Source organism: Aquirufa sp. OSTEICH-129A (assembly GCF_054558355.1).
The window spans coordinates 666,220-679,008 of sequence record NZ_JBPXKC010000001.1; the positions used below are offsets into that span (position 1 = coordinate 666,220).

Annotated in this window: 13 protein-coding genes; 5 read left to right on the plus strand and 8 right to left on the minus strand. The window is 38.8% G+C overall.

Annotation, left to right across the window (positions count from 1 at the left end):
* The first annotated feature begins 288 nt into the window (after positions 1–288).
* A complete protein-coding gene (locus SKC36_RS02960; RefSeq protein WP_459464483.1) occupies positions 289–2,061 on the plus strand; it encodes a metallophosphoesterase in 1,773 nt (590 codons plus the stop codon).
* On the opposite strand, the gene SKC36_RS02965 is transcribed toward SKC36_RS02960, so the two are convergent.
* Genes SKC36_RS02965 through SKC36_RS02980 form a run of 4 tightly spaced genes read right to left on the minus strand, consistent with a single transcriptional unit; the run spans position 2,058 to position 5,348 of the window.
* Positions 2,058–3,080: a LacI family DNA-binding transcriptional regulator gene (locus SKC36_RS02965; protein WP_459453040.1), complete on the minus strand. Its 1,023-nt coding sequence runs from the start codon at positions 3,078–3,080 to the stop codon at positions 2,058–2,060. The genes SKC36_RS02960 and SKC36_RS02965 overlap by 4 nt on opposite strands.
* Before the next feature lie 41 nt (positions 3,081–3,121).
* Positions 3,122–3,484 carry a dihydroneopterin aldolase gene (gene folB, locus SKC36_RS02970; RefSeq protein WP_459464485.1) on the minus strand — a complete coding sequence of 121 codons (363 nt, stop codon included), beginning with the start codon at positions 3,482–3,484 and terminating at the stop codon, positions 3,122–3,124.
* Between the two features lies 1 nt (position 3,485).
* Entirely contained in the window at positions 3,486–4,400 is a 915-nt protein-coding gene (locus SKC36_RS02975; RefSeq protein ID WP_459464487.1) for a DivIVA domain-containing protein, read from the minus strand.
* Between the two features lie 24 nt (positions 4,401–4,424).
* Positions 4,425–5,348 carry a WD40 repeat domain-containing protein gene (locus SKC36_RS02980; RefSeq protein WP_459464489.1) on the minus strand — a complete coding sequence of 308 codons (924 nt, stop codon included), beginning with the start codon at positions 5,346–5,348 and terminating at the stop codon, positions 4,425–4,427.
* Between the two features lie 33 nt (positions 5,349–5,381).
* On the opposite strand from SKC36_RS02980, the gene SKC36_RS02985 reads away from it, so the two are divergent.
* Positions 5,382–6,011: a 4'-phosphopantetheinyl transferase superfamily protein gene (locus tag SKC36_RS02985; RefSeq protein WP_459453044.1), complete on the plus strand. Its 630-nt coding sequence runs from the start codon at positions 5,382–5,384 to the stop codon at positions 6,009–6,011.
* On the opposite strand, the gene SKC36_RS02990 is transcribed toward SKC36_RS02985, so the two are convergent.
* A complete protein-coding gene (locus SKC36_RS02990; RefSeq protein ID WP_459453045.1) occupies positions 6,008–6,841 on the minus strand; it encodes a transglutaminase-like domain-containing protein in 834 nt (277 codons plus the stop codon). The two genes, SKC36_RS02985 and SKC36_RS02990, sit on opposite strands and share 4 nt — an antisense overlap.
* A gap of 153 nt (positions 6,842–6,994) precedes the next feature.
* Here SKC36_RS02990 and galE point away from each other — a divergent pair, with 153 nt between their 5' ends.
* The 3 genes from galE to rfbA are packed head-to-tail and all read left to right on the plus strand — an operon-like array spanning position 6,995 to position 9,936.
* A complete protein-coding gene (gene galE, locus SKC36_RS02995) occupies positions 6,995–8,014 on the plus strand; it encodes a UDP-glucose 4-epimerase GalE (protein ID WP_459464491.1) in 1,020 nt (339 codons plus the stop codon).
* A gap of 4 nt (positions 8,015–8,018) precedes the next feature.
* A complete protein-coding gene (rfbB, locus tag SKC36_RS03000; RefSeq protein WP_459453047.1) occupies positions 8,019–9,074 on the plus strand; it encodes a dTDP-glucose 4,6-dehydratase in 1,056 nt (351 codons plus the stop codon).
* Position 9,075: 1 nt separating this feature from the next.
* Positions 9,076–9,936 carry a glucose-1-phosphate thymidylyltransferase RfbA gene (gene rfbA / locus SKC36_RS03005; RefSeq protein ID WP_459453048.1) on the plus strand — a complete coding sequence of 287 codons (861 nt, stop codon included), beginning with the start codon at positions 9,076–9,078 and terminating at the stop codon, positions 9,934–9,936.
* On the opposite strand, the gene SKC36_RS03010 is transcribed toward rfbA, so the two are convergent.
* Genes SKC36_RS03010 through SKC36_RS03020 form a run of 3 tightly spaced genes read right to left on the minus strand, consistent with a single transcriptional unit; the run spans position 9,933 to position 12,786 of the window.
* Positions 9,933–11,105, minus strand: coding sequence for a chromate transporter (locus SKC36_RS03010; RefSeq protein WP_459464493.1), 1,173 nt, complete (start codon positions 11,103–11,105; stop codon positions 9,933–9,935). The two genes, rfbA and SKC36_RS03010, sit on opposite strands and share 4 nt — an antisense overlap.
* 4 nt (positions 11,106–11,109) lie before the next feature.
* Positions 11,110–12,075: an isopenicillin N synthase family dioxygenase gene (locus tag SKC36_RS03015; RefSeq protein WP_459464495.1), complete on the minus strand. Its 966-nt coding sequence runs from the start codon at positions 12,073–12,075 to the stop codon at positions 11,110–11,112.
* A gap of 3 nt (positions 12,076–12,078) precedes the next feature.
* Positions 12,079–12,786 (minus strand): superoxide dismutase, encoded by a 708-nt coding sequence (locus SKC36_RS03020; protein ID WP_459464497.1) that lies wholly within the window; start codon positions 12,784–12,786, stop codon positions 12,079–12,081.
* Positions 12,787–12,789: the final 3 nt, after the last annotated feature.

Genomic DNA, 12,789 nt, shown 5'->3' on the forward strand with positions numbered 1-12,789 from the left:
CCAAAATAAGCTAAACCCCTGAAAATGAGCATGGCATTTCCATTATTTATCCCCTACCCTTTTGAAGTAAATGTACAAGCTGTTGAAAATCAAAATTTCAATCAACCAATTTTATCCTTTTAGTATATTTTTTTGAATTCTATATTAACATAAAATATAAAAATTACATTGGAATGTCATTACCTATCGGATCAACTATCCTAAGCTCTTTAAATTTTCATAAGTAATTGAGCCATTGTGAAATAAAAAATTTAGGCTTTTGTTTATCTTTACTCGATTTCAAAAAATATGGACCTAAGAAAATCAATCACCTCAGCTTTTTCCTTCAAAGGACTCATCGCCTGTTTATTGATTCTTAGTCATTCACCTGGGGCAAGGGCTCAAAAAATCACCCGATTTCCCTACATTCAAATGGTCCAGTCCAATGCGGTGTTAATTCGTTATCGAACCGATCAGCCAATTATCTCTGAGATCAGTTTAAGTACAGATGGAAAAACGTTTAATCCTAGTGTAAAAAGTAGTTCGGCACAAACCGAACATAGTCTGTCCCTAAACTCCCTGCAGCCAAGCACGAAATATTTTTACCGAGTTCATTTAGGAGAGAAAGAAATCTTGGGGGATTCCACGTACTTTTTCAAAACCGCTCCTATTGTTGGCTCCAAAGAAAAGATTTCCATTTTTTCAGTGGGAGATATGGCCGCAGGAGAAACTCAAAAGAAAGTATATAATGCTTATTTGAACTACCAAAAGAATAACTACACCAATATTTTTCTCAGTTTAGGCGATAATGTTTATTGCGGAGGAAGCGACGCTTGTTGGCAAGATGAGTTTTTCACCCCATACCATGCAGGTCGATTGTTAAGACAAAGTGCCCTATTTCCTTCCGTGGGGAATCATGACTACGACAACCAAGCATTCCCATATCAACAAGATGAGCCTAAAATGGCATATTATCAAAATTTCACTTTACCAAGTAAAGGAGAACTTGGGGGTATACCCTCTTCATCAGAGGCTTATTATTCTTATGACTTTGGCAATGTCCATTTTGTATGCTTAGATTCTTATGCCTGGGGCAAAGATAATTTTCGCATTTTCGATCAAGTGAATAACATTCAACTTAATTGGCTAAAAGAAGACCTAAAAGCCACAAAACAAGACTGGAAAGTAGTTTATTTTCATTTTCCCTTATACACCAAAGGTACCTATGACTCTGATGTCAGCGGTGAAATCATCAAGTTACGGGATTATTTAACTCGGGTATTTGACGAATACGGGGTAGATTTAGTCATGTCAGGCCATAGCCATGTATACGAAAGATCAAGGCCCCTGAAAGGTCAATATGGCCTATCTAGCGAGTTTTCGCCTGAAAAGAATTGGTCATTTAATTCCTCAGGGAGATATGATGGTTCTGACAAATCCTGTGCTTATGTCATCAATCACTCCGACCCAAATAAAAAAGGGACTACCTATGTTGTCAATGGCTGTGGTGGGCAAACTGCTGCACATCGCTTCAACTGGCCCCATCCCGTTATGGAGTATTCATTAGATAAACGAGGAGGATCCATGGCCATTGACATCGAAAACAATCGCTTAGATGCCAAATTCATTGATGAAGATGGTGCTATTTTAGATCAGTTTACCCTTTTCAAGGAAGTGAATAAAGTCACCAAGCAAACCATAAATGCTTATGATGCCATTGAACTGAAAGCTTCCTGGCCTGCTCCTACTAATTCCTACAATTGGTCTACCGGAGATAAATCACAAAAAATCAACCTAAGGCCTTTAAAATCAGTAACATACACTGTAACTGATACTCAAAATTGTTTGCAAGATCAATTTGATATTACGGTAAACCCTCCCCTAGGAACCACGAAATGGGAAGAATTAATTGCACAACCTTTTGATTCATTAGAAATTTACGACCTGCTTGGCAGACCTTGGAAATCCATTCAAAAAGCAGGCCTAGTAGATGAGCATATCTTGGATGGTATACCCAATGGACAGTATATTTTGGAGTATCAATACCAAGGAAAAAGATTTACCCTGAAACTAAATCATTAGTTTCGTTTTGTTGAAGACTCTCTGACAACCAAATTCGTTTTCAAAACTTCTACTTTAGGAATAGATTCCCCTGTTTTTTGTTCAATTTGCGCCAAAAGTAATTCCACTGAAATTCTACCAATTTCATCCAAGGGTTGAGAAACCGAGGTAATAGTTGGAGAAATCACCTGACATATAGGTTCGTTATTAAAACTTACCATTTTAACATCCTCAGGCACTCGAATTTTAAGTTCTTTCAATGCGGTCAAAACACCGATAGCCAAACGGTCGGAAACGACCAAAATACCATCAGGACGGTTGTCGGACTGCATCAATAAATGGGTTTGGGACCTTGCCGTATCTTGGTAATAATCTGAATGAAGAATTAAGCTTGGGTCAACCGATAATCCTGCCTCTTCCAAGGCATGTATATATCCTAATCGACGTTGATTACTAACTGATACATTCTTTGGGCCCGCTAAAAAAGCAATCCGTTTACAGCCATTTTCAATCAAATGTTTGACAGCTTCATAGGCAGATTGCTCATTATCTACCATCACCTTGGAAGCTTGAATATCTTCACAATTACGGTCAAAAAACACCAATGGTATTCCGCGTCTTTGTAAGCGCGTTAGATGTTCAAAGTTACTCGTCTCCCGAGAAAGTGATATGATGATACCATCCACTTGACCTCTCGATAAGTTTTGGATATTGGTTAATTCCCGTTCATAAGACTCCTGAGTTTGGGTAATCAACAAACTGTAGCCCGCTTTAATGGCCGCTTCCTCAATGTGCTTAATCACTGTTGAAAAGAAGTAATAGCCCAAATCAGGCACAATAATACCCAAGGTCTTTGTTTTACTTTTAACTAAACTTGTAGCCAATAGATTTGGCTGATAGTCCCATTCTTTTGCTAAATCCAAGACTAATTTCTTGGTATCAGGATGAATGTCAGGTAAATCACGAAGTGCGCGAGAAACGGTCGCCACAGAGACATTCAACTGCTTGGCAATATCTTTGATCGTTACTTGATGACCCATTCCTTTTAACGTTTTGTTTCTATAGTGCTAAAACCAAGTGCCTATTCAAATGTTTTATTCCAATGAATAGCTGAATTACCCTGACTTAAACCCAATGGGGGATTCAATTTTTTAAGACTTATTTCGATCCCTTTTAGGTGCGGCCAGCGATGAACCAAGGCCTTGGCTAGTTTTTCTACAATAGTTTCCAATAAATCCACAGGCTCTTTCATGGTAGATTGGCAAATCTGATAAACCTGACCGTAGTCTATCGTAAGATTTAAATCATCCTTTAATGTATCCTGTGCCAGGATGCTCAATGTTATATCTAATTCATACCAATTACCCAAAATTCTTTCTTCAGGAAAATAGCCATGATAGGCATAAAAACGTAAACCATGCCAAGCTACTTGGTAAAAATCCATATTAGTTAATTTCTCCAATTTTACCCTGAGGTCCAGAAGATTTGGCATAAGCCTCTAACACCTTATTTAAAGTAGGCAAACTATCATCTGGACTTAAATTCGAAGGATCTACTACTTTTTTCTTAGTTGGCGCCGCTTTTTTTACTGTCGTTTTCTTAGTCGGTTTAACAGTCTGACTTGCCTTGGCAGCCAAAGGTTTTCTACCGCGCTTAGCTGGAATTTTATCTACTGTCGCTGAAGGGCTTGATTTGGGCCGGCCGACTTTCGCCTTTGGCTTAGCTTGTGGACTTACTTTTTTAGGCTTTTTGGTGAGCTTCGAAGGGCTTGAAGATTTAGCAGGGCTTGGTTTACTTGTTCGCTCTTGAAACTTCTCCGTAAGGTCATTGGTTTGAACGAGCGCATCGTTGGATACCGACCAGGTCTTTATTTGTTGCAAAGTCTTTTGTGAGATTCCCATCAACTGTTCAGCTACTTCTTTCTGAGCCTCTTGAAGACCTCGTAAAACACGTTCCTGTTCTTTAATTGTCTGATTGGTTTGCAATAAAATCTGCTTCGATTCTCCTTCTGCCAATAATTTGATTTTGGCTGCCTCTTTCTCAGCCTGCTCAATCAGAAGCTTTGACTCCTTTTGAGCTTGTTGATGAGCATGAGCAGCATCTTTCTCCGCCTTGATTTTCCAGTTCAATTGAGCTTCCTCAGCCATTTGAACGGCTTTCAACATGGAAGATTCAGCTTCTCGCAAACGATTGAGCTCTTTCTCTAGTTCCACGATTCTAGACTCTAAACGATCTCGACTTTGTTGAATAGACTGGTGGTACTCCTCGATGCGCGATAAATAATCATGTACATCAGAAACATCGTATCCACGAAAGGATTTAGAAAAAGATGCCTCGGGTAGTTCGTATGTATGCTCCATAATCTGCTAAAATAGAAAAAAAGATTAATGAATCTTCCAAACGGAGATATTTTTATCATCTGAAGCAGAGACCAACTGATCTTCAAATGGAGTCCATATTAATTTATTAACCGAATTTTTATGCCCTCCGTAGCGAGCAGCATCAATCACTTTCAGTAAGGTTAAGTCACGTGCATCCCAAATCTTAATGGTTTTATCCATGCTAGCACTAGCAAACAATGGCTGCTCTGGATGAAAAACCAAATCGTGGATGGAATACATGTGAGCAATTACTTCGCTATCTGCTTGAAAATTAGCCGTTTCAATGGCCTTCAATTTCCATTTTTTAATTCGAGCATCTTTACCTACCGACAAAAGAACCTCTTCATTTTCCCAATATTGTAAACCAAAAACACTACCCTCATGGGCTTTCCAAGCCAATTCCATATCAAATTTGGAATTAAATATTCGGATAAAACCATCACTGTATGCCGCGGCGATACGCCCATTAGGCAATAATCGTAGGGTTCTGACACTTTTATCGCTGGCCTTGATGTGTTTGATGATTTGTTTGGAATCAAAATCAAGGACAGTAATCAAACCATCTTGATGGGCTACCCAGACCTGCTTTTGATTAAACAAGATATCAAAGATGGAATTTGGCCCTAGGGCAATAGAAAAAATTCTATCTTGATTCGATAATTGAATTCCATGAATACCTTCAAAATTTTGACCAACCCATAAAACCCCTTGTTGGTCTTGCTTCATGGCATAAACAGATCCGTTGATTTGAGCTACTACCTTACCAACATCTGGTTTCTGTAAATTCCATTGTACCACCCATCCGTCAGAACCTGCTGAATAAAACTCATGGGCCTGTTCCCCAGAAGCTAAAGAATAAATCGGTCCTCGATGCCCAGAAAAGGTATCTATCCGCTCAATTTGCATGATGTCGACTTTTGAATACAAAAATGGTAATTTTACCAGCAAATACGCTCAACTATGCCTCAAATTTTCCCCAATCTTGAATTAAGCTTACCAGGAACTTCTTGGTTAATTTGGGAAATTAAGGAGAATGAAAACTTTTTTGATCAAATACCTGATTCATGGAAAACAACACTCCCTCCAGAACAATCCCATGAAACAAAAAAAATCGAATCATTGGCAGCCCGTTATTGCTTGTGGCAATTAGTGCAAGAACAAATTGGTCAAGATGTCTTGTTGGTCAAATCAACAACTAATAGGCCCTATTTAAATCATTCAGATTGGCAAATTAGCCTCAGCCACTCATTTCCTTATGTTGCTGCGGCCATTAGTCACCAAAAAAACATTGGCCTGGATCTGGAAAAAAAAGCTAGAAAAATACTAAAAATTGCACCTAGATTTCTTTCCATGGAAGAACTGGATTGGTCTAAAAATGATGCATCAAAACAAGTGGCGGCATGGACAGTCAAAGAAGCCATGTACAAGGCTCAGCATCAAGCTGGGCTTGATTTCAGAAAAGAAATTAGTTTTGATTTAGAATTTCCACTTCAAAAAGGATACATCCACTTAGCGGAAGCGCGTTATGACTTTCAGCTATGGCAAGAAGAATTCCCTGATTTTTGGATCAGCCTAGCCATTCGCCATTAATCCAAGGATTCAATGATTTGGTTTAATTCATTTTTGTGTTCCTCATCTCCTGCCTTGTCATAGGCCATGATTAAGTTTCTAAGCACCCGACGAATAATTTCTAGATTAGAACAAGGATTGTAGTAAATCTCATTCGGAGCTAAATTCAATTGAGCTAAATAATTATCAATATCCACTCGATTGAAAATTAATCCTTTATTGAAAACATTGATATAGAACTGAACTCCTTTTTGTTTGTAAGTCAAAACAAACAAATTCGGCAAATTAACCCCATAAACCGGGAATCCTAGTCGCTGTGCAATCCACATGTAAATAACACAAAGGCTGATAGGGTTTCCCTTTCTACTCTCCAACACGACATTAATATAGGAATTATTGGCGGCATGAAAGTTTTTGGTATTTGCCCCAAATTTCAATTGATCAAAAATAACACCGTTTAAAACTTTGATTTGATCCATAGGATGCAAATTCTCCCTTATTTGAGGCCAAACTTCATAGTAAAGTTGGTCCAAATCTGTTTTCAATTGGGAGTAAGAATAATCCGGAAAACGATAGGTAGCTACAATCCACATTCCCTCCATTAAGTCCATCCCTCCTGCTTCCTTCCAATGCATTAAGCGATTTCGCATGGATTCCAATTGAAAATCATGAATCAGATTCTCAATTTTCTCCTGAAGAAAAGGATTTAAACTTAATTGCTCCCACTCAGATTCCAAAACAGGTATGATGGAAGGTCCCAAGGTTCGAATCTGTTGCTCAACCAATTGTACGACCTCAGAATCACTGTCGTCGAGCAATTGAATCATGGCTTTGATAGCTGGTTCCTTCATATGGGTTGTAATTTACATCAAAAATAAGTACTAAGTGTTGAATTACAAACCTCTTACATGGTAAGCCCTTATAATAAATGTTGACAGCATAAATTTTTTTTCAAGAGAATATAAGCCTAAATTTGCTAGCTCATTGAAGCACCATTTCAATATATGAATATTTTAATAACTGGAGGAGCGGGTTTCATAGGCTCTCATACTTATGTGGTCCTAAAAGAAAATGGCTTCACTCCTATTATTGTCGATAATTTTGCCAATTCCTCAGTAGATGTGATTGATCGATTAAAGACCATCACCCAGGATGAGGTAATTTATCTAGAAGGCGATGTGAATGATGCGGCAGTATACAATCAATTATTCCAACAATACTCCATCGATGGCGTCATTCATTTTGCAGCAGCAAAAGCCGTAGGAGAATCGGTAGAAAACCCATTGAAATACTATCGAAATAATGTGGCTGCTACAGTCCTATTATTAGAAAAAATGAATGAATACGGGGTAAAAAACCTCGTTTTTTCCTCTTCTTGTACGGTTTATGGCCAGCCTGAAAGCCTACCTGTAACCGAGTCAGCACCAGTGCAGCCAGCTGTATCTCCTTATGGAAATTCCAAGCAGATTTGCGAAGAGATTATTCGAGATAGTGTTCAAGCCAAAGATGCTCATCTAAAAGCTATATCCTTACGTTATTTCAATCCGATTGGAGCCCATGAAAGTGCCTTAATTGGCGAATTACCCTTGGGACCACCAGCCAATTTAGTGCCTTTCCTGATGCAGTCGGTGGCAGGACTGAGAGGTCCATTACAAGTATTTGGAAATGATTATCCAACAGCTGACGGCACAGCCATTAGGGATTACATTCATGTTTGTGATTTGGCTGAAGCCCATGTTAAAGCATTGAGTTACTTATTAGACCAGCCAAAATCCACATATTATGACTTTTTTAATATAGGTACTGGAAAAGGCAGCTCTGTTTTAGATGTCATTCAAGCCTTCGAAAAAACCACGGGAAGAAAAGTGCCTTATGAAATAAAACCTCGTCGTTCTGGAGATATTACGGCCGTTTATGCTGCTACGGATAAATCCAAAGAGATTTTACATTGGTCAACCAAAAAAAGTTTAGAAGAAGCCTTACTAGATTCTTGGAGATGGCAAGAACAGCTTCTTAAATCATAATTTTATGAAAAAAATAGTCATTACCGGGGGTGCCGGATTCATTGGTTCACATGTGGTTCGTTTGTTCGTTCAAAAATACCCAGATTACCAAATCTACAACCTAGATGCCTTAACATACGCAGGTAATTTAGCCAATAACGAGGATATCGCTCATTTGCCTAATTACCATTTCATCAAAGCTGACATCACCGATGCCGACCATATAGATGCTTTATTTGCTGAACATCAGTTTGATGGTGTTTTACATTTAGCAGCTGAATCGCATGTAGATCGCTCCATTTCAGATCCTTTGGCTTTTGTGAAAACCAATGTCATTGGAACTGTGAATTTATTACAAGCTGCTAAAAAACATTGGGCCAATCAGTTTGAGGGAAAGCGTTTTTACCATATTTCCACTGATGAGGTTTATGGTGAATTACACAATCCGGAGGAATTCTTCTTAGAAACTACTCCCTATGACCCTCGCTCCCCTTATTCCGCTTCCAAGGCTTCTTCTGACCACTTTGTAAGGGCCTTTCATGAGACGTATGGCTTGCCAACAGTTATCACGAACTGTTCCAACAATTATGGCCCCAATCATTTTCCAGAGAAACTAATTCCTTTAATGATTCACAATATCCTCAATAACAAACCATTACCGGTTTATGGAAAAGGGGAAAATGTGCGGGATTGGCTTTACGTAGTAGATCATGCGCGAGCAATTGATACCGTTTTTCACCAAGGTAAAATAGGTGAAACCTACAATATTGGAGGATTCAATGAATGGAAGAATATTGATTTAGTTCATTTATTATGCCAAATTATGGACAGTAAACTTGGACGAGCAGAAGGAACATCCAAGCAACTAATCACCTATGTGACCGACCGTGCTGGACATGATTTACGTTACGCGATAGATGCACACAAAATTATGAATGAATTGGGTTGGGAGCCCTCATTACAATTTGCCGAAGGTTTAGAGAAAACCGTAGATTGGTACCTAAACAATGAGAAATGGCTGAAAGATGTAACTTCTGGAGCCTACCAACAATATTATCAAAACATGTATCAAGGAAGATAAAATGAAAGGAATTATTCTAGCAGGCGGTTCAGGAACTCGCCTTCATCCATTGACTTTAGCAGTAAGTAAGCAATTAATGCCTGTTTACGACAAACCAATGATCTATTATCCTTTATCCATTTTGATGTTATCAGGGATACGTGAAATTTTAATTATTTCCACGCCTCATGATTTACCTCATTTTGAGAAATTATTAGGGGATGGTTCACAAATTGGATGTCATTTTGAATATGCTGTTCAACCAGAACCCAATGGACTGGCACAGGCCTTCGTCATTGGAGAGAAGTTTATTGGAAAAGATAAAGTGGCCTTGGTTCTTGGAGATAATATTTTTTATGGATCTGGATTGAGTAAACTTCTTCAAGCCAACAATGACCCTGATGGTGGTGTGGTTTATGCCTATTCTGTCAATGATCCAGAACGTTATGGTGTTGTAGAATTCGATGCAGATAATAATGTTTTATCTATTGAAGAAAAACCAAGTCAACCGAAATCAAATTACGCGGTTCCTGGCTTATATTTTTATGATAATGAGGTAGTTGAAATAGCTAAAAACATAGCTCCATCTCCTAGAGGTGAATATGAAATCACCGATGTCAATAAAGAATATTTGAAGCGAGGAAAGTTAAAAGTAGGCATTTTAAACCGAGGTACAGCTTGGTTAGATACAGGAACTTTTGCCTCCTTAATGCAGGCGGGGCAATTTGTTCAGGTTATCGAAGAGCGTCAAGGAATGAAAATCGGATGCATTGAAGAAGTAGCTTACCGCATGGGTTTTATTGATGCTAAACAATTAGAAGCCATTGCTAAACCTTTGGTAAAGAGTGGCTATGGCCAATATTTATTGAATTTATTGCGCTAAGAAACGATAATTCCTGCTACTAAAGCGATCACAAATAAGGCGATGGGAGGAAGCTTCGTCATTTGAGCAACCAAAAACGTCACAATCACAATACCGAATCCAATCAGGTTCGCTTGTACAACCATCGGGTGAATGAAAGTATAAACCGCCACGATGGTTAATCCAACCGAAACAGATTGGATTCCTGGTAAAGAGGCTCTAATAAAGCGATATTGCTTTAATTGTCCCCAAATTCGGTACACAAAAAAGATAAGGAAGGTCCCAGGTAAAAATATTCCTAAAGCCCCAATCACACTTCCGGCAAGTTCTCCCAAAATGCCATAATCTTTCATCAATAATACACCCAAATAAGAAGTCAGGGCAAATACAGGACCAGGAAGAGTCTGAGACAAGGTCATTCCTGTTAAGAAATCATCTTCCCGAATCAGTTGCTTAAATTCCACAAATTCGGTAAATAAAACAGGTACTAATACTTGCCCTCCCCCAAATACTAGACTACCATTTCGGTAAAAATTCTCAAAAATACGGATGGGGTAATAATCAGTAAAATGACCTAAAACGGCCAAAAAGACCAAAAATCCCCAGAATAAATGAAAATTGGCCCAAGGGATAATCATTTTGTGCTTATTCTGCCGAGGAAATTCTTTGAAATTTAAGGATGAAATCAAACCTCCCATCAGCAATAAAAGTGGAAATATAAAGGGGCTTTGAAAGTACAAACCAATCAACAAAGTAAATAAGAATATGAAGATGTACATGGGAGCCCGAAGGAATTTCTTGGCCATAATCCAGCCAGCTTGCAGGATTAAACCAATACCCACCGGAGTAACAAACTGAATGATATCCCTATTTCTCAGATAAGTCATTCCAAAGGCAGCCAGGGTCATTACAAAAACGGCAGGACTTATCCAGGCGATTAAGGTGGCGTAAGCCATATTGGCACCACCACGTTTATACCCGATGGCGGTTATCATTTGCGTGGAAGTTGGGCCTGGTAAGAAAGAACATAAGGCCTGAATTTCAAACAATTCATCCTCAGTTAGATAGCCCTTTTCCTTAACTAATTTTTTAAGAAAAAGGGCTATATGCACTTGAACGCCACCAAATGAAGTCATAGCCAACACTAACACATCCCAAAGGAATTCGACATGTTTGGGCTTTCTCCACATGGGCTTATTTTTTCAATCCTAATTCAATTAAGCGCTCGGTTAAAAACTCTCCTGCACTCATATCGGTATACATTTTGGGATTATCAGCTGAAACACAGGATTCCAAGCAGGTTAAATCCATTTCGGACCTAGGATGCATGAAGAATGGAATGGAATAACGAGAAGTCCCCATTTTTTCTCTAGGAGGATTCACCACCCGGTGAATCGTTGATTTTAAATGGTGATTGGTTAATCGATCAAGCATATCGCCCACATTTACCACGACTTGATCTGGTAAAGCGGTGATAGGTATCCATTTACCATCCATGCGTAAAACCTCTAATCCTTCGGCAGAAGCACCCATTAATAAGGTAATCAGGTTAATATCTCCATGAGCAGCAGCACGCACTGCCCCTTCAGGTAAAGCATCTGGATTGGCAATTGGGAAATAATGGATGGCGCGTAAAATAGAATTCCCATTTTTCACCTTGTCCTCAAAATAATCCTCTGGCAATTCTAAATATAAGGCAATCGCGCGTAAAAGCGATTTTCCAGCATTTTCTAGGGTTTGGTAGGCTCCAACTGTATACGTTTCAAAATCAGGATATTCCTTTGGAAACACATTGGCCGGATATTCACTCCAAACTGAATCTCCATCTTCTTGATGCTTTTGACCAACATGATAAAATTCCTTCAAATCAGGAACTTTAAAACCCTTGGCTGTCTCTTTCCCTTTACCTACGTAACCACGTTGACCAGCGATACCTGGAACCTCATAGGCCTGTTTTAATGAATCAGGTGATTGGAAAAACTGCTCAACTTCTTGATACAATTTTTTTGTAAAATCATCTGACAGTCCATGCCCTTTCACCGCGACAAAGCCAATGGTATTAAAGGCATTACCTAAATCTTGAACAAATTTGGCTTTTCTAACAGGATCGCCAGAATTAAATTCATTCAAATCCAAGAAAGGTATTTCTTCTAATAACATGATTTATTTTTTAATGGATGAAAATTGTTGAGATACAAAATCCCAATTGACTACATTCCAAAAAGCAGAAATATAATCAGCTCTTTTATTTTGGTATTTCAAATAATAAGCGTGCTCCCAAACATCTAAAGCTAATATCGGCATTCCTTTTACCTCCGCCACATCCATGAGTGGATTATCTTGATTGGGGGTAGAACTGATAACTAATTTTCCATCTTTCCAAATTAACCAAGCCCAACCAGAACCAAAGCGACCGGTGGCAGCTTTCGCAAATTCAGCCTTAAAATTATCCAAGCCACCTAAATCTTTTTGAATTTGTGCCAATAAATCAGCACTTGGTTTAGATGCATTAGCTGGCCCTATCAATTTCCAGAAAAAACTATGGTTCCAGTGTCCTCCTCCATTATTACGCACGGCAATAGGTAATTGACTCATTTGTCTCATCATGGCCTCTAGCGATAAAGAAGCTGCAGCCGTTCCTGTAATGGCTTTATTTAAATTATCTACATAGGCCTTGTGATGACGATCGTGGTGAATTTCCATGGTTAACTTGTCGATATGAGGCTCCAAAGCATCAAAAGAATAAGCGAGTGCTGGTAAGCTAAATGGGGCTGTTTCAATAGTGCTTTTTGCCGAAGCGCTAAAACGAGGTAAAACGATACTCGCGCCTAAAAGCCCGGCTGTTTTCTGCAAAAATTGTGATCTTTTCATGAG

Excerpts from the sequence above, each read along its gene's own strand:
- SKC36_RS02960 (WP_459464483.1), top strand. The coding sequence starts at position 289 with ATGGACCTAAGAAAATCAATCACCTCAGCTTTTTCCTTCAAAGGACTC.
- SKC36_RS02965 (WP_459453040.1), bottom strand. The coding sequence starts at position 3,080 with ATGGGTCATCAAGTAACGATCAAAGATATTGCCAAGCAGTTGAATGTC.
- folB (WP_459464485.1), bottom strand. The coding sequence starts at position 3,484 with ATGGATTTTTACCAAGTAGCTTGGCATGGTTTACGTTTTTATGCCTAT.
- SKC36_RS02975 (WP_459464487.1), bottom strand. The coding sequence starts at position 4,400 with ATGGAGCATACATACGAACTACCCGAGGCATCTTTTTCTAAATCCTTT.
- SKC36_RS02985 (WP_459453044.1), top strand. The coding sequence starts at position 5,382 with ATGCCTCAAATTTTCCCCAATCTTGAATTAAGCTTACCAGGAACTTCT.
- SKC36_RS02990 (WP_459453045.1), bottom strand. The coding sequence starts at position 6,841 with ATGAAGGAACCAGCTATCAAAGCCATGATTCAATTGCTCGACGACAGT.
- galE (WP_459464491.1), top strand. The coding sequence starts at position 6,995 with ATGAATATTTTAATAACTGGAGGAGCGGGTTTCATAGGCTCTCATACT.
- rfbB (WP_459453047.1), top strand. The coding sequence starts at position 8,019 with ATGAAAAAAATAGTCATTACCGGGGGTGCCGGATTCATTGGTTCACAT.
- rfbA (WP_459453048.1), top strand. The coding sequence starts at position 9,076 with ATGAAAGGAATTATTCTAGCAGGCGGTTCAGGAACTCGCCTTCATCCA.
- SKC36_RS03010 (WP_459464493.1), bottom strand. The coding sequence starts at position 11,105 with ATGTGGAGAAAGCCCAAACATGTCGAATTCCTTTGGGATGTGTTAGTG.
- SKC36_RS03015 (WP_459464495.1), bottom strand. The coding sequence starts at position 12,075 with ATGTTATTAGAAGAAATACCTTTCTTGGATTTGAATGAATTTAATTCT.
- SKC36_RS03020 (WP_459464497.1), bottom strand. The coding sequence starts at position 12,786 with ATGAAAAGATCACAATTTTTGCAGAAAACAGCCGGGCTTTTAGGCGCG.